Raw genomic sequence first — 19,930 nt, 5'->3', positions numbered from 1 at the left:
TTTCGTATTCGAGCGAGTTCTTCTGACGATGAAAACGATTCCAATCACTGCTACAACGCTGACTGAAGACGACCGCGCCGCTTTGACGCGCGCGAAGGAAGCGTTGGAGCGCCAGCCGCTTGCAATGAAGCTTGCCGCTGCCGTCGGCGCCCCGATCGAGCGGCTGATCGAGCGTCTGCCGGCGGCGGCGCACGATACGGTAGCCGCCGCGACGCGCGCGGCGCTCGAAAAATGCCTTCACGTGGCGCTGGCGAGCGTCCCCAAACCAGGGCGGAGTGCGCCCGGGCCGCTGCGCCCCGCGCGTGACATCTGGCACAAGGTGGCCGTAGCGACGACCGGCGCGGCCGGCGGCGCATTCGGCCTCGTGGCGCTGCCGGCAGAGTTGCCGGTGACGACGGCCCTCATGTTTCGCTCGATCTGCGACATCGCGCGCAGCGAAGGGGAAGACTTGAACTCGGCCGAAACGCGGCTCCAATGTTTATCGGTTTTCGGGCTGGGCGGCGGTGCGGCGCGGCACGCCAGCACCGACGAGGATGCCGATTTCGGCTATTTCATCGCACGCGGCGCGCTCGCGCAGGCGATCTCGAAAGCGTCGTCCGAGTTGGCGTCGAAAGGGGCCGCGGCGCACGGCGCGTCCGCGCTGATGAGGCTCACCAATGCGATTGCCGCGCGCTTTTCGGTGCAGGTCAGCGAACAGGTCGCGGCCAAGTCGATTCCGGCCATCGGCGCAGTGCTCGGCGCACTCGTCAATACGGCCTTCATCGATCACTTTCAGCAGACAGCCCACGGTCATTTCACGGTACGCCGCCTCGAACGTCAATACGGCACCGACGCGGTGCGCCTCGCCTACGAGGCGATCGAACGCTCGGCACGCGGCTGAACGCGGCACGCCTTCGCGTGGCGGCGCGCGAACGCGGCAGCCCGCTCGAGCGCCGCGCGCCCCTCGGGGATGAACGGCACGAACAATTGCCAGACATGCGGCATCTTCGGCCAGATTTCGAAATCCACTTCGACTTGCACCGCCCGCGCCCGCTCGGCCACCCGCCGGGCATCATCGAGCAGCACCTCCGTGCTGCCGACCTGGATCAGCAAGGGCGGCAGGCCCGTCAGATCGGCGTAGAGCGGCGAGGCGTAAGGATGCGTGGGGCTCGTCGCGCCGAGATAGAACCGGGCCGCGCGCGCAATGGCCGCGCCCCGGAACATCGGATCCAGACCGTCGTTGCTGACGAGCGTCGCGCCTGTCGCGGCGAGGTCGGTCCACGGAGAAAACAGCAAGCCCGCCGCGGGCAACGCATCGCCGGCATCGCGCAGCGCCACGAGCAGCGCCAGCGCGAGGCCGCCGCCGGCCGAATCGCCGGCCACGACGATCGACTCCGGCGGTGTGCCGTCCTGGACCAATTGCCGATACGCTGCGAGCGCATCGTCGAGCGCTGCCGGAAACGGGTGCTCCGGTGCGAGCCGATAGTCGAGAGAAAACGTGCGGGCACCGGTGTGCACCGCGAGCGGAAACACGAGCGACCGATGCGAGCTGGGCGAGCAGAAGTAGTACCCTCCGCCATGCAGGTAAAGCAGTGTGCGCAGCGGTGCGGCGCGCGCCATATCCGCGATCGGCTCGAGCCATTCCCCAGCAAGCGGCGCGCGGTTTCGCCCGCTGCTGTCGATGAAGCGCCACCCGGCCGGTACGCGCGGCGACCATATACGCGCGGCCGTCCTGGCCCGCGCGCGCTCCACGCTCGCATGGGGGTTTTCGGTCTCCGGACGAAACTGCCGTTCGAGAAGCCAGCAGGCGACCCGGCTTTGCCAGCTCACGGATTCACCGCTCAGTGCGACGGCAGCAGTTGACCGCGGATCTCGCCCCCCTTGTTCTTCGCCGTATGTACGTTGAAGTACCACTTGCCGTTTTCAAGGTCGGCGATCTGCGCATCGGTCAGCGTCTGCGTTCCGGACACATTGCCGGACGCCGCCTCCGGCACTTTCACCGGAATCACGGGCGCTGCGTTTTGTCCGACCGCCGCGGGCCCATGAAAGTGCGCCGCCATCGCGGGCCCAGTGAGTCCTTCATAGCTGACCGTCCATTTGAATGCTTTTGTCGCCGTATCGAGTGTAGCGTCGACCGAACCCTTGCCCGGGCTCGTTGTGGGCGGCACCTCGGCCGAGGCTGTCAGCGTCGCCTTGTATGCGACTTCCTCGGCATACACGGCGCTGGTCGCCGCGACCGAAAGCAGCACGGCCATGCTCAGTTTGCGCATAAGTCCCATCTTGTTCTCCTTTCAGTGGATGCCGCCCACGCCGGAACGACGCGCCCGCGAAGCGGTGTCCACATAGTAGGCCATACCCCGGAACATTTCTTCGAGACGCTTGGGCGTCTTGGGCCCTTGGACCGACCGACAGCGCGCCCTGCGCTTCAGCAGGCTTTGCGGAACATGATGTCGACGACGGTGCCGGGACCGATTGCAGTCCACTCGGGGTTGGTCGGATGGACGAGGCCTGCTGGGGTGCCGTCGGCGGCGAGATAGTGCGTATCGACCGCGCGCCATCGCTTGTGGCTGCAATCGATCTGATAGCGGGTGAGCGAAACGGCGACGGGTTGAGCGGCTCCCTGCACCTTCTCCGGGACTTTCCACGTCGTCTTTCCGATGTATTCGATGTAGCCGTCGGCATCGGTGGCGACGCTATCGGTATCCACTGCATAGGAGAGATCGCGTTCGCCCGACAGGTAGCTCCACTGTGTGGCTTGCGCATGAACCATGGCGCCGAGGGGCATCAGACAGACGAGCAATCGACGGAGCAATTTCATTGGTGGTTCCGATTGTGCGAAATTGGCCCAGCTACGTCGATTGAATTATCGTTTTTACTGCTTTTCGCTTATGCGCGCGGCGCACGACGTCGATCGATTCTAGCAGAGCGATCTGCCATGACACCCAGGGATACGAGAAATTCACACGACACGCGAAGCGCGGCAATGCCGCTGTGCAAAGCCGTTTTAGCGGTCGGCGCTTGCGCTTGTGCCACTCGCGCCGGCGTTCAATTCGAAATCGTGCGCATGCAGACTCACTTTGCGGGCATAAGCCGTCGAGCCGCCATAATTCTTGAGTGCGGCGGCCACATCTCCCTGAGCAGATTCGATATAGCCGCGCAGGATGGCCGAGCCCGCATCGATATTGGCGGCCGGCTGCGTGAGATCGATATGCTGCACGAGCCGGCGGTGCGCCGCGGGAACGACCTGCATGAGGCCCGTCGCGCCGTGCGCGCCGTGCGCCGTCTCCTTGAACCTCGATTCGATCGAAATGATCGACAGCACCAGTGCCGGAGGCAGCGAGTACTTCGAGGCGGAAGCCATGACGGCCTGAGTGATCTGCTCCGCCTTCGCTCGCGCAAGACCGAATTTGCGCACGAGCATGCTCGATAGCTTGTGCATCTCCCCGACGGCGGCCGATTCGCTTGCAGCGGCCGGCGCAGACGCGAGCGCATCGCCCGGTGCCTGGGGCGACGAAGCGGCGATCGCGCGAATCGTTTCGGGCTCCTCAGCAATCGCGTGCGTGAAAGAGCCGAGCGAAACCAGCGATGCGCATAAGATTCGAAGGGTTCGGAGCATGAAACATAATATGAATGAGCGCCCCGCATTATAGCGATATCGATCCTTTTGGATAGCGCACTGTTTGCCATTCGATGACCGTCATAGCGATGCGCTAAAGGAATGTTTAGCTCGATTTAAGTAGTAACTTACCTCCCGAAGGCGGCAAAAATCGATCGCGGAATTGGCGAGGGACTCGTCAGGCCGCGACAATTTCGCTCGCGGCGGCAGCCGACGCAGCCCTTCCTTCGAGCCATGGCGCGGCGCGCTCGACGGCCAGCGCAATTCGTTGTCGCAGGGCCGTGCTCGCGATTTCGTAGCCATCGAAGTCGTGCTCCGAGGCATAGACACCGAGGGGCAACGTAAGCGTTTGAAAGAACGCGAAAAGCGGTCGCAGCTGATGTTCGATCACGAGCGAATGACGCTCGCTTCCGCCCGTGGCGGCAAGCAAGACCGGTTTATCGACGAGTGCATCCTGGCCGACCAGATCGAACAAATGCTTGAAAAGGCCCGTGAAAGAGCCGCGGAACACGGGACTCGCGACCACGAGCGCATCGGCCCCTTCGATCGCTTCGACGTGCGCCCTCGCCTCCGACGGCAATTGATTGCGGTACACGGTCCGTCCCAGCGCGGGAGCCATTTCGCCAAGCTCGACGAGCCGAACGTCCAGCGCGACGACCGCACTCAACGCCGCCACGATCTCTTCGACAAGTACCAGTGTGCGCGAGGGCCGCTGAAGTCCGCCCGATACCGCAACCAATTTCAATTGCTTCGTCATCGCTCATGTCCTCTTGAATGCCGGGTGCAGCACACGCTGCAACACATCGTTTTCGATCGCGGCGAAAGCGGCGGCGCCACGCGCCCGCGGTCGCGGCAGGTCGACTGCTCGCTCGAGTGCCACGCGTCCGTGCTCGATGAGCACGATGCGCTGCGCCAATGCCACCGCCTCGTGAACGTCGTGCGTGACGAGCAGCGCGGTGAAACGGTATTCGCGCCAGAGCCGCTCGATGAGCTCATGCATTTCGATGCGCGTCAGCGCATCGAGCGCGCCGAGCGGTTCGTCGAGTAGCAGCAGGTCGGGGCGATGAACGAGTGCGCGCGCGAGCGCCACACGTTGGCGCTGTCCGCCGGAAAGCTGCGCCGGCCAATCGTGTTCGCGCGAGCCCAGCCCGACCTCCTGCAGCGCCGCGCGCGCATCGTCACGCGCGGCGCGAGGCAGACCGAGCATTACGTTGCCGAGCACGCTCTTCCACGGCAGCAGACGTGCGTCCTGGTACATGATCCGGGTACGCGGCGCCGCCGCGTCCTCGTCGTGCGCCGAATCGTGCTCGCGCGCACCGATATCGACCTCGCCCTCGTCGGCCGTGTCGAGGCCGGCCACGAGCCGCAGCAGCGTCGACTTTCCACACCCGCTGTGCCCGATGACCGCGATGAAACTGCCTTTGTCGATCGTCAGATCGAGACGGTCGAGAACGGTGCGCGGTCCGTAGCGCTTCGTCACCGCGCGTAACCGGACCGCGGCTTCCAGTGCGGTTGCCGTCATGCCTTCGCTCCCTTGAACGAGCCCGATGGCCGCCGGATCGCTCTCGCCCAGCGCAACACACGGTGCCGCGCGCCGGCACTGCGCGCAGCTGCGGCGAATGCGGGATGCCACGGCATCAACTGCCGCTCGAGCCAGCGGGCGAGCACATCGGCCAGCTTGCCCAGCACTGCGTATAGCAAGATGCCCAATACCACGACATCGGTCTGCATGAATTCGCGCGCATTCATCGTCATATAGCCGATACCGGACTGCGCCGAAATGGTCTCGGCGACGATCAGCATCGTCCACATGAGGCCCAACGCAAACCGTACGCCGAGCAGTATCGTGGGCAACGCGCCCGGCAGGATCACGTCGCGATACAGTGCGAATCCGCGCACGTCGTAGCTCTTCGCCATTTCGACGAGATTCGCGTCGACCGAACGGATGCCGTGAAACGTATTCACATAGATCGGGAAAAATACGCCGAGCGCGACGAGAAAAAGCTTCGCCTGCTCTTCGATGCCGAACCAGAGTATGACGAGCGGAATCATCGCCAGGGCGGGAATGTTGCGAATCATCTGGACGGTCGAATCGAGCGCCGCCTCGACCGGCTTGAACAGTCCGCAGGCCAGGCCGCATACGAATCCGGCACCGCCTCCGATCGCAAACCCCGTGAGCGCGCGCCACGCGCTCACTTTCACGTCGGCCGATATCTCTCCGCTGCGCCAGAGCCTCCATGCCGCATCGGCCACCGCAAGCGGCTCGGGCAACACGCGCGCAGCGAGCCATCCGGCGCGTGCGCTCGCCTCCCATAGCGCAACGATCAGCGCCGGCACGATCCATGGCGCAATGCGTTTGATCAGGACTCCTTGCCATTTCACGATGCTTTCTCCCAGGATTGCAGTTGCGGTTATCGGCCCGTCATCAGCTTTGCGAAACCTTCGGCAAATAGTGATTACCCACCACCTCGCCGAATGGGCCGGACAATGGCGCCTCGATACGTTCCCGAACGCGCCCAGGCAACCGTGGGAAGACGAGTTCAGCAAAGCGATAGGCCTCCTCGAGATGGGGATAGCCCGACAGAATGAATGTCCCAATGCCAAGCTCGGCGTACTCGCTCATCCGTGCCGCAACTTGCTTCGCGTCTCCGACGAGGGCCGTCCCCGCGCCGCCTCGCACGAGCCCGACGCCGGCCCAGAGATTGGGGTAGATCTCGAGGTCCGCCCTTGTACGCCCCTTGCCGCCGTGCAGTGCCGCCATGCGGCGCTGCCCCTCGGAATCCATCTTTGAAAACGCCGTTTGCGCGCGGCCGATCGTTTCGTCGTCCAGGCGGCTGATGAGCCTGTCAGCCGCGGCCCACGCTTCGTCGGCCGTCTCGCGCACGATCACGTGCAAGCGAATGCCGAATTGAAGTTCGCGGCCTTGCTCGCGCGCCTTGGCGCGTACGTCGGCGATCTTTTTTTCGACGGCTTGCGGCGGCTCGCCCCAAGTGAGATAGGTGTCGACGTGCGAGGCAGCGATAGTGTGCGCGGCCGGCGAGGAACCGCCGAACCACAGCGGCGGATGCGGGCGCTGCACGCTGGGGTACAGCAGCTTGCCGCCCTTCGATGCCAGATGCGCGCCTAGATAGTCGACTGTGCCGCCTTCGTGAGCCGTCCGAAGCTGTTCTCGCCAGATCGTCAAAAACTCGTCCGTGATCTCGTAACGCGTGTCGTGATCGGCAAAGACACCGTCGCCCTCGAGTTCCGCCGAGTCGCCACCCGTGACGACGTTGATGAGCAATCGCCCATTCGAGAGACGATCGAACGTGGCCGCCATGCGCGCCGAGAGCGCCGGCGAACTCAACCCCGGCCGTATCGCGACGAGAAACTTCAGGCGCTGCGTGACCGGGATCAAGCTCGATGCGACGACCCATGCATCCTCGCAGGAGCGCCCCGTCGGCAGAAGCACGCCGTCGTAGCCGAGCGTATCGGCCGCCACCGCGACTTGTTTGAAGTAATCGTAGGTCGCCGCCCTCGCGCCGTCGGACGTCCCCAGGTAACGCGTATCGCCATGCGTCGGAATGAACCAGAACACCCGCATCATCGTTCTCCTTCTCGTCTCATGGTTTCATGCGAGCCACTGTGCGTCATGCACGGCGATGCGCTTCGGAATCAATTTGAGTTCGCCGAACGTATCGGCGATCGCCTGCTGCGAGGCCAGCACCTGAGCGGTGACCGGCGTCGCGCCATAGGCCGCGCGGCGCGCCGCGAGTTCGACCGTGGACGCGTCCAGGCCGACGAGCGGCGCAAGCTCCCGCGCCACTTCGGCGGGGTGGGCCTTGGCCCACGCGTCCGCCTTGGCGAGCTCTTCGAGGACCGCATGCACGAGCTTCGGCTCGGCCGCCGCGAACTTGCGCGCGGCGAGATAGAACTGCGTGTTGTCGACGAGGCCCGTTCCGTCCACGAGCACGCGCGCTTCGGCCTGTCGCTGGATAGCCGCAAAGTACGGGTCCCAGATCACCCAGGCATCGACGCTGCCTTGCGTGAATGCCGCGCGCGCATCCGCCGGCGCCAGGTAGGCGGGCTGAATGTCGGCGTAATCGAGACCGGCATGCCGCAGCGCACGCACGAGCAGGTAGTGAACGTTGGAGCCCCGGTTCAGCGCGACTCTCTTGCCGCGTAGATCGGCAACCGTCTTGATCGGCGAATTGCGTGGGACGACGATGGCTTCGGACGTCGGTGCCGGCGGCTCGTTGGCGACATAGACGAAATCGACCCCTGCCGCTTGCGCGAAGATCGGCGGCGTTTCGCCCACCGTGCCGAAATCGATGGCCCCCGCGTTGAGGCCCTCGAGCAATTGCGGCCCGGCGGGGAACTCGAGCCATTTCACCGTGACGCCCTCGTTTGCAACGCGCTTTTCGAGCGTGCCGCGTGCTTTCAGCAGTACGAGGGTGCCGTATTTCTGATAACCGATCCGCAATGTTTTCGCAGGCCCTTGCGCGAATACGGCGGGTCCGAAGCCGGCGGCAGCCGCCCCCGACGCGAGCATCGCACCGCCTACCGCTGCGGCTTTGAGCCAGCGGCGGCGGCCCGCCACGTGTTGGTTGTCGTTTGCTGAAGACATAGATTCCCCATGGAGCGTTTTTACGCGCCAGTCAAAATATTCAGGTGTGCAAATTGATCGGAACAAAGGCACCGTTGCGAGCGCAACCGGAAGAGCCAGTCTAGAAAACGATGGGCTCGGCGTGAACGATTGATTTCAGCTTTGCTCGTGACGAATCGTCATATCCGGGCTGGGTTGATTTCGTGTTCGTATTTCTTGTTCGATTTTTATATCGGACACTTGCATATCGAATTCATCCACGATGCGAAAGGCAACGACATGGCGATAGACGAGCACATCGATCCGCGACTGCTTCGAGCTGTTTTCGCGACATCGCTGCTCGATGGCCTCGCCCTCTTCGATCTGACCGTGTTCGGCTTCTTCGCCGCGATCATCGGCGATCGATTCTTTCCTTTCACCGAGCCGATGACCTCCCTGCTGCTCGTTGGGGCTACGTTCGGTGTCGGCTTTTTCGCTCGGCCGCTCGGGGCGTTATTGCTGGGTGCCTACGCGGATCGTCGTGGGCGGCTGCGGGCATTGATTCTGAGCTGCTGGCTCGCGGCGCTGGGCACCGCGGCGCTCGCGGTCTGCCCGACGTATGAGCATATCGGCATGGCCGCACCGCTTGCTTTTGTCGTGGCCCGGTTGCTTCAGGGGTTCGCGGTCGGGGGCGAAATCGGCAGCGCCGCCGCGCTGATGATCGAAGCCGCTCCGTCATCGCGACGCGGGTTTCTCCTGGGCTGCCAGTTGGCGGGTCACGGACTCGCGCCGTTTTTCGCGGCGACGCTGTGCGCACTGCTCGGCAACGTGCTCATGCCGGCGCAGCTTTTTGACTGGGGGTGGCGCCTCGCATTTGCCATGGGCCTGCCGCTGATCGGCGTCGCCTACTATCTGCGGCTCCAGCTTCAGGCGCGCGGCGCGTTCGAAGACATCGCACCGCCCGACGATCGATTCCGGCCGATCGTGCAGCTCTTCCGCCATCGCCGCGTCTTTCTCATCTGCGCGACGATTCTGATGGGCTTTCGTACGGCGCCGCTGTATGCAATCGTCCATCTCGTCCTGGCATACGTCACGAACCGCATCATCGATAAGCCGATGCAGGTCGGTTTGCTTGCGGCAGCGTTCTCTGGCGCTCTGATCGCTGCATTGTCTCCGGTGGCCGGCATGGTCATCGACAAGCTGGCGCGACGCAAGCCGGTGCTTTTCGTTTGCATCGGCGGGACGGCGCTCGGTGTCTACTTGCTCTTCGCCGCGATGACGAAAGCCACTGGTGCTGCGGCGTTCGTCATCGGCATCGCTTCTATTACGGCGTTGATCGTTCTTGGCGGATGTGCGTCGACTGTATTGCTATTGGAGGCCGTGCCGCGCTCGGAACGTGCGACGGCGTATGGAGCGGCCTATGCGCTCGGCGCCGGCGTATTCGGGAGCACCGCGCCCCTCGCGGTGACAGCGTCGATGAAATGGACAGCGGACCCTTTGTCGGTCGGCTGGTATCTCGTTGCGTGTTGCCTGCTGGGTGCGTGCGCGGCGATGGCGATAAAAGAGTGCGGTCTCGGCGCAGATGGATCGCGTGCCGAGAGCGGCTCAGCATGGGGCGTCCAACGCAAGAATTGATCATTCGATCAATTCCTGTAAACTAGTTGCTGGTGGGGGGACACCAGGAAGCAGACCATGGCAACTCAATTTGACGATGGCGCGCTCATCGCGGAGATTTTCCGGGCCGCCGCACGCAAAAATCTGTCGCAAAAGGTGCTGGCCTCGCGAGCCGAACTCTCGGAGGAAGCCCTGTCGCGTATAAAAAAACGCGGCTCCGCTCGTCTGTCCGCGGTCTTGAAACTGGCTCGCGCTGCCGGCGTGCGCGTCGCCATCATTCCCGAAGCGTCGCACTCGACAGCCAGTCCTCCGATATCGGAACGCCACGCGGCAGCGGGGCAACCCAAACGGTTTCGCGATCGCCACCCCGAACTCGTGTGGTCAAATCGTGGAGCCGACGATGCGGTCTATATCCAGCGCGCATTACTAGATCCCCGGTTCACGACATTACTCGACGCGGCTCGGGAATTCGGCATCGGCAGGCTTGAACGCGAGTGGGAAATGCTCACGGCCTCGCCCAATAGCGAGGTTCGGCGCGCACAACCGGTAACAAGCCGCATCTTGAGGAACATTCGCTGTGGATTCGAGCAAGCTTCGCGTTGATACCCGCGCCGTATGGGAGCAACTGGACGGTCACCCCCTTCTGAGAGGGTTCGTGTTGATCGGCGGCACCGCGCTCACCTTGCGCATCGGACACCGTGTAAGCGAGGATTTGGACCTCGCATACGCGGCGGGTGGGCATCTACCTCGCAACAAGCTTGACGTGCTTGCTCGGTCGATGCGCGACAGGGGCATCAAGTTCGCACTGAACCAAAATCCGCAGGCGGAAGAGGACTTTCTGGATGCAGGGCTCGAACTCGCGAATTACCAACAAGACTTCTTGGCGAATGACACCGTCAAGGTGTCATTCATTGCACCCGATCCTCCGGAACAGCTAGTTATCGCCGGCGACTCTGCACGGCCTCTTCGCGTCGCTACGCCGGACGAGATCTTTGCGCTCAAGAGCCTCGTTTGCGCTGAGCGCTCCAAAACTCGGGACTGGTTCGATCTGTATATCCTGATGACGCAGCACGGTTTTTCGGTCGTCGACTTCTATGAAGTCTTTTTGCGCTACAACGCAATGCCTAAGTTCGAGAATGCGCAAATGCGACTGCGAAGGTGTAAAGCAGATGCCGGCGACGAAGGCTACGAACCATTGCTAACCGATGCGCCAAGTCTGGATGCGATCCGAGCTTTCTTCCGGACACATTTGGACCAGCTCGAGGTCCGGCTCGCAAAACAGGAGTTCAGTAGCCCCTCCGACGAGTGAATCCGCAACGACCGCTCTGCAGTTGGCAACGAATAACCCTTGTTTCAAAAATGAAACCGAGCCGGCTGCCACCTCGAAGCAGCCGGCCCTTGCCTGAATAAGCCGCAGAAACCCGCGCACCTTCGGTAACGCAAGTTCCATCCGAACGTCTGCCGCCACCCTTACACCAATTGCCGGATTTCCCTACGCGCGCAAACGTTAAAACGCAGCATTCGTACGAATACAATTCGCCGGAACAATGGCAGGCATTCAACTGCGCGCATTGTCTCGCACGCAATAAAGAAGCTCGACCACGATAGGGGTGACAATGAAAACAAAACGTAAATTGGGCCTGCTGTTTGCTGGAATTCTGTTCGTTGCCGGATCGGCGCACGCGCAGACCCTGGCGACCGGCGATAGTCGCACTGTGACTGAACCGGTTTATCCTGCCGTCTGCAAGACGCTCTATGCGAATTTCTCCAGTTCGTTGCGTTCATCGCCGCCGAGCACCGATGATACGAGCCGCATTCAGGATGCGTTAACTGCATGCGCGGGTACGGGACAAAGCGTGGTGCTTGCACCGTCCGGCTCCAACGACGCGTTCTACACGGGAAGCCTGACGATCAACGGCGCGGGCCTCGTCATCGGTCCCGGCGCAACGCTGATCGGGAACAACTATGCGAGCAACGCCAACCTACTGGCATTCTCGGGCACCCATGCATCGTTGATGGGACCGGGTACGGTCGACGGCCGCGGCGATCTCATTTCCGGAACGCCGAGGCTCGTGCAGGCCAGCAAAATCTCGAACTTCATCGTCTATAACATCACGCTGACACAGGCCGCGCACCCGAACCTGTACGTCGAGGGCGGCAACGGATTTACAGCGTGGGGCGTGTCCATTCGTACACCCGCAACGCGCAAGAACGCCGACGGTATCGACATCGATAGCCTGACCAACGCTACGGTCATCCATTCGACCATCGAGGCCGGCGACGACGGCATCGCCATCAAGACCAATTCCGGAAACATTTCGAACGTCACTGTATCCGACACGAGGCTCTACGGCACCCATGGTTTGTCCGTCGGCAGCATCGATAAAAACACGGTCTCGAACATTCTGTTCACGGACAATTACGTGTACGGCTATGACTTGAACGGCATGCTGTCGACGAACGACAACGGTATCAACGTCAAGACTGGACCGTGTTCGCTGACAGTGAAGAACGTGAGCTACGTCAATACATGCATGATCCATGTCAAGCACATGATCGTCATGGATACGAACTACAACAGTTGCACGACAGGCGGTAGTCCTGCGCTGTCGAACATCTTCGTCAATGGGGCTTACTCGATCCAATCGGTGTCGGGCGCCTATACGAAGATAGCCGGGCTCAATTCGAGTTATCCGGTCGGCGCGTATCTGGCCAACATCAATCTCGATGCAACAGGCCAAAACGGGGACCAGTATGCGAACGTCGGCCTGTATAACTCGAACGATGTCCCCGCGGGAACGGGCGTGGCCACGTCGAGCTTCACGACGACAGGTAGCGTGCCGAGCTGCTCGTTTTGATGCAGTTACGCGATCCGTGATGCTCAGCGTTACATCGACTCGATCGGTGCGTCTCGGAAGACAGTGATAACCCGCCGTGCAAACTCGCGCTTACGCCTGCAAATGGACGTTGGAGAGCTTCTCGCACAGCGCAATGAGCCGGCCTGGAGAACAGCGCCCCGCGTCTGCGGGTTTGGAGCCGCACAGCCTGCGCTCATCGGTCATAGCCGTCCGTTCGGAATACTTTCAATACGTTACCGTCACAATGATGACGTCGGTATAGGCGCCGGGGCTGGCCACGCGGTTCGCCGAGATGCGACCGTACACTTGATGGGTCGAGGTGCCACCCAGCAGCGGAATGCTACCGGTGCCGACAACGACAGAGCTGCCGCCGGTGCCGTCGCCCCAAATCTGGCTGTGCGCCGCATCGGAGTAAAGCTGGTAGGGCAGCACCGAACTACCGTTGCTCATCCGCCGCCCGGCGTAGCTGCCGCCACCGCCGGCGCTGAGCGCGATGCTGTAGTTCCCAAGGCCGGACGCCACACTGCATATGATCGTCACCGCACCGGTGGCATCCGTGGGCGTGGCGACGGACGGGTTGTACACGCCGAACGCGACGCCCAGGGAGGATACGGTACAGATGGCCTTTGCCGCCGCCGGCGCGAGCAGCATCAGCGCCGTCAGGCTGAGCCGCCGCCTCACGGCCGTTGTTCCAGGCAAGGCAGTGGTCCAATCGTCGGGATATCGCCCGGGATGGGCCGGTAGTCGAAGGCGACATGACAGCGCCGGCCGTCTGGCTGCTCCACGTCGAGTTCGTCGTGGGCTTGGAGGTCCTCCACATACGCATTGCCGTCATAGCCCACGGGGACGACTGCGCCCGTTGCACGCAGCGTGGCGACGCTGCCGGCGTCCAACGGTGTGCCGGCGCCGTCGACCAGTCGCAGCAATGCGCCATGACTGTTCCGCACCGGGAATCTGACCACTACGCCGGAGCGGTCCTGAGGCCGCACGTCGCGCGTGATGAACGGAATTGTGACGTCCGGCGGGATATCCGTCGGCTCGATGCCGATGTGATTGACATCGAACGAACGCAGGTCGGGCACCAGCAGCCGCCCGGCGGAGTCGGTGCGGCCCGCGTCGCGGTTCTCGTACAGGACGCGGACATGTGCAAGTCCATCGGTGTCGACCACGGCAAAGCTGTCGTCGATCGCGTTGGACGCAAACAGGCCGCCATCGACGAACGAAAGCGAACCCTGGGATTCCAGGCGCGCCGATGTCTGCCCGTCGATCCGGTCTGCGCCAGCCTCGAGGAGAGCCCAAGGCGACTTGTATCGCAGTTGGGCGAATTCGTGCCGGAACCTGCTGTCTGAGCCGTAGATTTGGTAACCCCAGTCGCCGATCGACACCGGTGACTGCGCCGCCTGCAACTGCTTATAGCTGCCGCCCGTGGCAACCCCCACGCTCGCATCAACCGAACTGCGCTTGCCGATCGGCATCGCAAATCCGACCATCATTGCGCTGCCACCGCCGTTGGCGAAATCACGATACCCCGTGACATAGAGTGACATGGAGCGCACCGGGACGGAATAGCTGGCGGAGAGGATATGCGTGTGTTGGGCCGGCTGGAAGAAGACGGTCCCGCTCGATGAGGTGCTCTGTGCCAGCGCGCTGCCCGGCGGAACGTACTGCCTGACCATAGTGGGGGCGGTGTCGCGGTCCACTCCAGCATACGCTAGCCCCACGGAGCCCAATCGCCCCAGCGACAGGCCGACGCTGGCGTTCAGCCGCACGCGTGGAACCGGGTCGCCGTTCATCGCCGCGACATCCCGAAAGTTGTGGCCGGCCACCGATACGGCGGCGCTGAAGCTGAATATCCTGCCGATACGCTGGATGCCGGCGGAGAGCTGCGCACTGGCGCCTGCGGAGCCGGCGCTGGCTGCTATCGCGGCATTGAATACGGCGAAATTGCCGAGGTTCATCACGGCACCGCCGCCTGCCATGAACAAGCCCGCAGTGGCTTCTGTGCTGGCTTCGGCCGTCACCGCCAAGGACAGTCCGCGACGATAGGTTGCGGTGCCCGCAAAGCGGCCATAGTCGTTGCTGAGCACGCCCCAGTTGCGCCGCACCGCACCCGCTTGCATCGAGAAGGTCTGCAGACCGGGGGCGAGTAACGCGGCGCTGGCGTAGAACGGTAGCGTCGTGACCACCTGTTGGCCCAGCGCGTTGGTCAGCGCCATCGAGATTGTGCCGGCGCCTGTTACCACCGGTAGTTGCGAAATTTCGAAGGGGCCCGCCTGGATCTGACGCGACAACAATCGAGTGCCGTTGGCCAGTACGTCGACGGTGGTGGGAACTGCGGTGACGCCGCTAATCGAGGGCAGCGGGAAAGTTACCAGATCGGGTCGCATGGTGAAATCCGAGGTCAACTGGGCTCCCCCGAGGCGAACCGAACGGGTCCAGGCGAGCCCCCCCGTGATCAAGTCGCCCATACGATAGCGACGCAGCGTCTCGGGGTTCGAAAGCGTATAGCTCGAGTCCAGGCGTATCGTCGATGGCATGCTGCGGCCCCCCTGGCCTCTGCCCGCATAGGCCAGCAATCCGGAGCTGGCAACGCCCCAAGGCGAGAATATCCGCAGGTCGAGTAGTCCGCTGGCGACGTCCTGGCCGGCGGTGGAGGTGCCGGCGATGTCATAGTTGAGCGTCGCACCCGTGCCGCTCTCGACCGCACCACTGCTTCCGGCACTTGCCCCAGTCGTCAACAGCGTCGGCAGCAGACGGTCGTTGGGGGCGGTGACGTACAAGGTCTGACTCGCTTGATCCAGGCGCCAAATCAACCCGGGCAGGCTCGACAGAGCGATCAAGCCGTCAGCCCCGATGGCGAGGGCGCCGGGAACCCGGAACCCAAGGTCGCGCAGTTCGTCGTGCCGCGCCATCAGTGCACCGTCGCGCAGCGTGAACTCACCAATCTTGCCGGTGGAGTGCCCATTGACCTCTACTTCCAGTAACAACATTTGGTCGGCGGCTCGGGTTAGTTGCGGCATGATGATCAGCATCAGCACGACGATTGCCGCGCGGCCGAGCCACGCGATGCCCGCCCGCGGATGACTAAGGCGCCGCAACCACGGGAACCGCTTGTTCGAAGGCACCACTATCCGCACGTGCGCTCAGACGCGCGATTGCACCGGGTACGGGAAGGTTCTGCGCGACAATGCGCCAACTGTGTGTGGTGCCGGCGAGAACATACGGTGAGGCGTTGGTCTCGACCTTCAACCCGCTGCCATCGCTCGCTGTCAGCGCGATGTCGCGGATCGCTTCGTGGCTTCCTCCGTCATTGAGTGCTACGAGGGATGCTTGGCGGGCGTTGCTCTCGATGTGAAACTGCAAGTGTGGGACGGCCCGGGTCTGCGGTTGGGCGAAGATGGGAATGGACAAGCGCAGCGCGATACGCACTGTCCCCGGCGCAGCCGGCGGCGGGAGCTGGTCGAGCAGGATGCGATAGGTGGCCTCGCGTCCCAACGGCCGGCGGCGTAGCACCAGACGCACGATCTGCGTGTCACCCGGTGGGATCATGGCGAGTGGTGGACTGGCCAGCACCTCATCGGAGGTCGTAAGCTGGTCTTTGCCCTCAGGCTGGCTCCAGGCGAAGGTGCGGATCTGGATGGTAGTCTCGCTGTCCCCCTGATTGATGATTCTCAGGATGCTCGTCATTTGTCCTGGCACCATCTGAACGGCAATCGGCAGCACCGTGAGCGACTGCGCCCGGGCTGCGCGGCCCGGCAGCGCAACGATGAGAACCGTGAGCGCCCCGACCGCCAGACGTCGGGCAATCGTAGCAGGCATCATTTCGCGTCACCGACATCGATCAGTAGGTGACGGTGGCCGTAATCGTGTCGGCGTACGCGCCCGGCGCGACAAGCTGCCCTGCCGCCACCCGCCCATAGACTGGGATCGTCTGGGGCAGGCCGGTGCCAACTCCAGATACGAGGCCGGTGCCGCCGGTGTCACCCCAATTGACCGTCCGCCCGCTGTCCGAGAACAGCGCATACAACAGCGTGCCTGCGGGAGTGCCAGCCATTTGCCGGGCTGTCGCGGTTCCGCCGCTCGTCCCGGCACCGAGGCCGATAGAATAGGAGGTCGTGTTGGTACAGGTCACCAAGAGGGAAGTCGCGGCATCGTTTTGTACTCCCGTATAGACGCCGAAAGCCAGCGGGGCCGCCGAGATGGCACACGTCGCCAGAACCGTCGCGCTGACGGCCATGGTGGCTGTGGCTGTGGCTGCGACGGCTGACGGAGGACCAAAGGCGAATACCCCAGCGAAGCCGACACCTCCGAGAAGAAACTTTAGAGTTCGTATGTGCAGGGGACGGTCAGCTTCTTTATTCAACAAATTGCGGTTAGCCATGGTGAATCTCCGGCGGCAAATCGGTCGAGCAACGTATTTGCGCAACCTTATTATATTATAATAAGTCGATTAACCGACCGAGGCCAGATTTATTTTATTATTCGAATCTACGCTGAATGCGGCGAGCGTAGACTGTGCGTTCCCTGGATTCCTTTTGTAAGCGGGTCTTCGCGCTCGTGCCCCAGATTCAGTGGGGCCGCATGTGAGGCTTTACGGCGCTCGTCGCTAAAGAAGCACGAGAATTTCGAGGGCCGCACCCCCGAGTTGGACGAGCACATATGCCAGTTAACGGCCGCACTGGCCTGTACTATTTATTCGCCCTGAATACAAAAATACCGAGAGCATCATCAGTATGAAACGTAGCTTTCTATTGATCGGCGATAAGTCGTCCGTCGGCGGCACGGTGACAGACGGCGTCCCAAGGTGAGTCAAAGGCATGGAACGAGACGATGTTTGCCGAGCTCTTCGGTGGGGCGGGTCGCTTCAAAGCCCTCCGCTACCTGTTCGAACATCCGAACGAAGAATTCAGCGCCAGGGAACTGGCTACCAAAGCCAAACTGGACCCTAGTGATATGCACCGATGGTTGCAGCGCTGGCAGGCTGCCGGACTCGTGAGGCACGGTACGACGAACGCTGCCTATCGGGTCGCGCGAGACCCGGCCCTCGCACCGCTAATCACACTCTTTCATCAAAGCAGCGCACTTGTCGCGGATCTCCAGCACGTGTTGCGCGAGAGACCTGGCGTACAAGCGGCCTTCATTTTTGGATCGTTCGCGCGGCATGACGAAAAGGCGGAGAGTGATATCGATCGACGTGCTTGTGCTCGGTGAAGTGTCCGAACTTAGGACAAATGCGCTCCTGCGCCCACTCGCCCGCAAATATAATCGTCCGTTCAACGCCACCGTTTTCACGAGTGAGCAATTTCGAGCCTTGCTCGCGCAACGCGATCCTTTCGCGACCGAAGTTATGCGGCAGCCTAGGATTGACTTGATAGGGGAGTCGCTGCTCGATGACTTGCTGGATTTACCAGACACACCGCTGGTCCGAGTAACGTCCAAACCGGGCCATCAAGAAAAAGGCCGGAAAACCGCACGTAATCGTTCGATTGCGCTTGGTGTTCCGGCCCGGGTTCAGCAGCCGATGGACGGATTCCGTTTAGAACGGAATATCGTCATCCATCTCATCCAACCCACCGCCGGCCGGCGCGCTCGGGCGGCTTCCACCGCCACCGCTGCGCGCAGCACCTGCGCCGCCACCCGAACGGCCACCGCCACGTTCAGCGCTCTCGCGGCTATATCCACCCTCATCGCCCATGCCGCCACTGCTGCTACCGCCCGAACCGCCACGGCCACCGAGCATCTGCATCTGATCGGCCACGATTTCGGTCGAATAGCGATCCTGCCCATCCGTGCCCTGCCACTTGCGCGTGCGCAAGCGACCTTCGACATACACGGCCGACCCTTTCTTCAGATATTCGTTGACGATCTCGGCCAAGCGCCCAAAAAACACCACTCGGTGCCATTCGGTGGCTTCCTTCATTTCGCCGCTCGTCTTGTCCTTGTAGCGATCGGTCGTCGCCAGCCTGATGTTCGCGATGGCGTCCCCGCTCGGCAGATAACGCACTTCCGGGTCGGCGCCCAGGTTACCGACGAGAATGACCTTGTTCACGGATGCCATGTGTTTCTCCAGTTAACTCACGCTTCGCCGCGGCCTGCGGCTTGTACCTTGCGCGGCGGCGTCTTCATATTGGCGGCGATTATAAGCCACCCCAGTACCAGACCCGAGCACGCAAAAAACACGGCGTTCGGCCCCGCCGACTTCATGAGCCATCCCCCCACGACACCCCCGAGCGCAAGCCCGATCGACTGTGTCGTGTTATAGACGCCGGCTGCCGCCCCCTTGCGTGTGCCCGGTGCCAGCTTCGACACGAGCGACGGCTGAGACGCCTCGAGAATATTGAAGCCGAGAAAGTAGACGAAGAGAATCGCCGCCACAGTGAGAATCGTATGCGGTGCGGTACCGAGCAGCAATTGGCCGAACAGGATAAGCCCGATGGCACCGACCAGCACGGGCTTCATCTTGCCGCGTTTTTCGGCCGCGATGATGGCAGGCACCATCATGACGAACGACAAGCCCATCACGGGCAGATACACCTTCCAATGCGATGCAACGGGCAGGCCACCGCTCTCGAGAATCCGCGGCACGACGAGAAAGAGCGCCGTTTGCGTCGCATGCAGCACGAGCACGCCGAAGTTCAGGCGCAAGAGCTCGACGTTTCGCAGCACCTCGGCAAACGGTGCGCGCACATGCACGGGTTTCGGCGCATCGGGCACGATCCACAGCACCACGCCCACCGCAAGCACCGACAGCACGCCGACGAGCGTAAACAGCCCGCTCATGCCCACCCAATGAAAGACGATAGGCGCGCCGACGATCGCAACGGCGAACGAGATGCCGATGCTGCCGCCCACCATGGCCATGGCTTTCGTCCGATGTTCCTCGGCCGTGAGATCCGCGATGAAGGCAATGACGGCCGACGAGACGGCGCCCATCCCCTGAATCACGCGGCCCACGATGATCCAGGCCATCGAATGGCCGATCGCCGCGACGAAACTGCCGATCGCGAAAATCAGCAAACCGGCTGCAATGACGGGCTTGCGCCCAAGCTTGTCCGATGCCCATCCATAAAAGATGTAGAGCATCGACTGCGTCACGCCATACGCACCGAGCGCGATGCCGACGAGCAGCACGTTGTCGCCACCGGGAATCGTCTTCGCGTAGACGGAGAAGACCGGCATGATCATGAATAGACCAAGCATGCGCAACGCGAAAATGCCCGCGAGCGCCACGGTCGCGCGCAACTCGGGCGCACTCATGCGTGAGGAGGTAACGGAAGCGTTCGACATCGAAGGCGAGCC

At 62.5% G+C, this 19,930-nt stretch carries 20 protein-coding genes and 1 pseudogene; 6 read left to right on the top strand and 15 right to left on the bottom strand.

What is annotated here, in order from left to right; translation table 11 throughout:
- The first annotated feature begins 28 nt into the window (after positions 1 to 28).
- Positions 29 to 880, top strand: coding sequence for an EcsC family protein (locus GWC77_RS01650; protein WP_173255108.1), 852 nt, complete (start codon positions 29 to 31; stop codon positions 878 to 880).
- Here the strand turns inward: GWC77_RS01650 and GWC77_RS01645 are convergent.
- The 9 genes and pseudogenes from GWC77_RS01645 to GWC77_RS01605 all read right to left on the bottom strand — a co-directional run bounded on the left by GWC77_RS01645 (position 847) and on the right by GWC77_RS01605 (position 8,201).
- On the bottom strand, positions 847 to 1,809 hold the full coding sequence (locus GWC77_RS01645; RefSeq protein WP_173255107.1) for an alpha/beta hydrolase fold domain-containing protein: 963 nt from the start codon (positions 1,807 to 1,809) through the stop codon (positions 847 to 849). The two genes, GWC77_RS01650 and GWC77_RS01645, sit on opposite strands and share 34 nt — an antisense overlap.
- A gap of 11 nt (positions 1,810 to 1,820) precedes the next feature.
- Positions 1,821 to 2,258, bottom strand: coding sequence for a CHRD domain-containing protein (locus GWC77_RS01640; RefSeq protein ID WP_173255106.1), 438 nt, complete (start codon positions 2,256 to 2,258; stop codon positions 1,821 to 1,823).
- Between the two features lie 146 nt (positions 2,259 to 2,404).
- On the bottom strand, positions 2,405 to 2,797 hold the full coding sequence (locus GWC77_RS01635; protein WP_173255105.1) for a surface-adhesin E family protein: 393 nt from the start codon (positions 2,795 to 2,797) through the stop codon (positions 2,405 to 2,407).
- Positions 2,798 to 2,983: 186 nt separating this feature from the next.
- Positions 2,984 to 3,595 carry a lytic transglycosylase domain-containing protein gene (locus tag GWC77_RS01630; RefSeq protein WP_173255104.1) on the bottom strand — a complete coding sequence of 204 codons (612 nt, stop codon included), beginning with the start codon at positions 3,593 to 3,595 and terminating at the stop codon, positions 2,984 to 2,986.
- Positions 3,596 to 3,773: 178 nt separating this feature from the next.
- Positions 3,774 to 4,352 (bottom strand): FMN reductase, encoded by a 579-nt coding sequence (gene msuE / locus GWC77_RS01625; protein WP_173255103.1) that lies wholly within the window; start codon positions 4,350 to 4,352, stop codon positions 3,774 to 3,776.
- Positions 4,353 to 4,379: 27 nt separating this feature from the next.
- A pseudogene (locus GWC77_RS01620) lies at positions 4,380 to 5,228 on the bottom strand (ATP-binding cassette domain-containing protein); the annotation flags it as partial.
- Entirely contained in the window at positions 5,114 to 5,977 is an 864-nt protein-coding gene (gene ssuC, locus GWC77_RS01615; RefSeq protein WP_367948981.1) for an aliphatic sulfonate ABC transporter permease SsuC, read from the bottom strand. The pseudogene GWC77_RS01620 and the gene ssuC, both read right to left, overlap by 115 nt.
- A gap of 43 nt (positions 5,978 to 6,020) precedes the next feature.
- Complete coding sequence (gene ssuD / locus GWC77_RS01610) at positions 6,021 to 7,178, bottom strand: FMNH2-dependent alkanesulfonate monooxygenase (RefSeq protein ID WP_173255156.1); 1,158 nt, start codon at positions 7,176 to 7,178, stop codon at positions 6,021 to 6,023.
- Positions 7,179 to 7,205: 27 nt separating this feature from the next.
- A complete protein-coding gene (locus GWC77_RS01605; protein ID WP_173255101.1) occupies positions 7,206 to 8,201 on the bottom strand; it encodes a sulfonate ABC transporter substrate-binding protein in 996 nt (331 codons plus the stop codon).
- 129 nt (positions 8,202 to 8,330) lie between these two features.
- Between GWC77_RS01605 and GWC77_RS01600 the strand changes: the two genes are divergently transcribed.
- From GWC77_RS01600 to GWC77_RS01585, 4 genes are all read left to right on the top strand, one after another.
- A complete protein-coding gene (locus tag GWC77_RS01600) occupies positions 8,331 to 9,794 on the top strand; it encodes an MFS transporter (protein ID WP_173255100.1) in 1,464 nt (487 codons plus the stop codon).
- A 57-nt stretch (positions 9,795 to 9,851) separates the two neighbouring features.
- A complete protein-coding gene (locus GWC77_RS01595; protein ID WP_173255099.1) occupies positions 9,852 to 10,376 on the top strand; it encodes a hypothetical protein in 525 nt (174 codons plus the stop codon).
- On the top strand, positions 10,351 to 11,082 hold the full coding sequence (locus tag GWC77_RS01590; protein WP_173255098.1) for a nucleotidyl transferase AbiEii/AbiGii toxin family protein: 732 nt from the start codon (positions 10,351 to 10,353) through the stop codon (positions 11,080 to 11,082). Before GWC77_RS01595 ends, GWC77_RS01590 begins: the two co-directional genes overlap by 26 nt.
- A 307-nt stretch (positions 11,083 to 11,389) precedes the next feature.
- On the top strand, positions 11,390 to 12,631 hold the full coding sequence (locus tag GWC77_RS01585) for a glycosyl hydrolase family 28 protein (RefSeq protein WP_173255097.1): 1,242 nt from the start codon (positions 11,390 to 11,392) through the stop codon (positions 12,629 to 12,631).
- Between the two features lie 225 nt (positions 12,632 to 12,856).
- Here the strand turns inward: GWC77_RS01585 and GWC77_RS01580 are convergent, their stop codons facing one another.
- From GWC77_RS01580 to GWC77_RS01565, 4 genes are read right to left on the bottom strand one after another with little or no spacing between them, the layout of a single operon-like run.
- Entirely contained in the window at positions 12,857 to 13,312 is a 456-nt protein-coding gene (locus GWC77_RS01580) for a spore coat U domain-containing protein (RefSeq protein ID WP_173255096.1), read from the bottom strand.
- The gene (locus tag GWC77_RS01575) at positions 13,309 to 15,663 is read right to left on the bottom strand and encodes a fimbria/pilus outer membrane usher protein (RefSeq protein WP_173255155.1); all 2,355 of its coding nucleotides are present in this window, start codon (positions 15,661 to 15,663) and stop codon (positions 13,309 to 13,311) included. Before GWC77_RS01575 ends, GWC77_RS01580 begins: the two co-directional genes overlap by 4 nt.
- 52 nt (positions 15,664 to 15,715) lie before the next feature.
- On the bottom strand, positions 15,716 to 16,453 hold the full coding sequence (locus GWC77_RS01570; RefSeq protein WP_173255095.1) for a molecular chaperone: 738 nt from the start codon (positions 16,451 to 16,453) through the stop codon (positions 15,716 to 15,718).
- A 19-nt stretch (positions 16,454 to 16,472) separates the two neighbouring features.
- On the bottom strand, positions 16,473 to 17,012 hold the full coding sequence (locus GWC77_RS01565; protein WP_173255094.1) for a spore coat U domain-containing protein: 540 nt from the start codon (positions 17,010 to 17,012) through the stop codon (positions 16,473 to 16,475).
- Positions 17,013 to 17,461: 449 nt separating this feature from the next.
- On the opposite strand from GWC77_RS01565, the gene GWC77_RS01560 reads away from it, so the two are divergent.
- On the top strand, positions 17,462 to 17,842 hold the full coding sequence (locus tag GWC77_RS01560; protein ID WP_173255093.1) for a nucleotidyltransferase family protein: 381 nt from the start codon (positions 17,462 to 17,464) through the stop codon (positions 17,840 to 17,842).
- 325 nt (positions 17,843 to 18,167) lie between these two features.
- Here GWC77_RS01560 and GWC77_RS01555 read toward each other — a convergent pair whose 3' ends face one another.
- Both GWC77_RS01555 and GWC77_RS01550 read right to left on the bottom strand, forming a co-directional pair.
- Positions 18,168 to 18,689 carry a single-stranded DNA-binding protein gene (locus GWC77_RS01555; protein WP_173255092.1) on the bottom strand — a complete coding sequence of 174 codons (522 nt, stop codon included), beginning with the start codon at positions 18,687 to 18,689 and terminating at the stop codon, positions 18,168 to 18,170.
- 17 nt (positions 18,690 to 18,706) lie between these two features.
- Entirely contained in the window at positions 18,707 to 19,918 is a 1,212-nt protein-coding gene (locus GWC77_RS01550) for an MFS transporter (protein ID WP_173255091.1), read from the bottom strand.
- Between the last annotated feature and the right edge of the window lie 12 nt (positions 19,919 to 19,930).

The sequence above is a fragment of the Paraburkholderia sp. NMBU_R16 genome, from assembly GCF_013282575.1.
GTDB lineage: Bacteria > Pseudomonadota > Gammaproteobacteria > Burkholderiales > Burkholderiaceae > Trinickia.
The sequence above is the reverse complement of the archived record's forward strand: the minus strand, read 5'-3'. Positions and strand labels throughout refer to the sequence as shown.

What these genes read in the sequence shown, in the direction of transcription:
- GWC77_RS01650 (WP_173255108.1), top strand. Translation starts at nt 29, where the DNA reads ATGAAAACGATTCCAATCACTGCTACAACGCTGACTGAAGACGACCGC.
- GWC77_RS01640 (WP_173255106.1), bottom strand. Translation starts at nt 2,258, where the DNA reads ATGGGACTTATGCGCAAACTGAGCATGGCCGTGCTGCTTTCGGTCGCG.
- GWC77_RS01635 (WP_173255105.1), bottom strand. Translation starts at nt 2,797, where the DNA reads ATGAAATTGCTCCGTCGATTGCTCGTCTGTCTGATGCCCCTCGGCGCC.
- GWC77_RS01630 (WP_173255104.1), bottom strand. Translation starts at nt 3,595, where the DNA reads ATGCTCCGAACCCTTCGAATCTTATGCGCATCGCTGGTTTCGCTCGGC.
- msuE (WP_173255103.1), bottom strand. Translation starts at nt 4,352, where the DNA reads ATGACGAAGCAATTGAAATTGGTTGCGGTATCGGGCGGACTTCAGCGG.
- ssuD (WP_173255156.1), bottom strand. Translation starts at nt 7,178, where the DNA reads ATGCGGGTGTTCTGGTTCATTCCGACGCATGGCGATACGCGTTACCTG.
- GWC77_RS01605 (WP_173255101.1), bottom strand. Translation starts at nt 8,201, where the DNA reads ATGTCTTCAGCAAACGACAACCAACACGTGGCGGGCCGCCGCCGCTGG.
- GWC77_RS01595 (WP_173255099.1), top strand. Translation starts at nt 9,852, where the DNA reads ATGGCAACTCAATTTGACGATGGCGCGCTCATCGCGGAGATTTTCCGG.
- GWC77_RS01585 (WP_173255097.1), top strand. Translation starts at nt 11,390, where the DNA reads ATGAAAACAAAACGTAAATTGGGCCTGCTGTTTGCTGGAATTCTGTTC.
- GWC77_RS01575 (WP_173255155.1), bottom strand. Translation starts at nt 15,663, where the DNA reads ATGCTGATCATCATGCCGCAACTAACCCGAGCCGCCGACCAAATGTTG.
- GWC77_RS01570 (WP_173255095.1), bottom strand. Translation starts at nt 16,453, where the DNA reads ATGATGCCTGCTACGATTGCCCGACGTCTGGCGGTCGGGGCGCTCACG.
- GWC77_RS01565 (WP_173255094.1), bottom strand. Translation starts at nt 17,012, where the DNA reads ATGGCTAACCGCAATTTGTTGAATAAAGAAGCTGACCGTCCCCTGCAC.
- GWC77_RS01560 (WP_173255093.1), top strand. Translation starts at nt 17,462, where the DNA reads ATGTTTGCCGAGCTCTTCGGTGGGGCGGGTCGCTTCAAAGCCCTCCGC.
- GWC77_RS01555 (WP_173255092.1), bottom strand. Translation starts at nt 18,689, where the DNA reads ATGGCATCCGTGAACAAGGTCATTCTCGTCGGTAACCTGGGCGCCGAC.
- GWC77_RS01550 (WP_173255091.1), bottom strand. Translation starts at nt 19,918, where the DNA reads ATGTCGAACGCTTCCGTTACCTCCTCACGCATGAGTGCGCCCGAGTTG.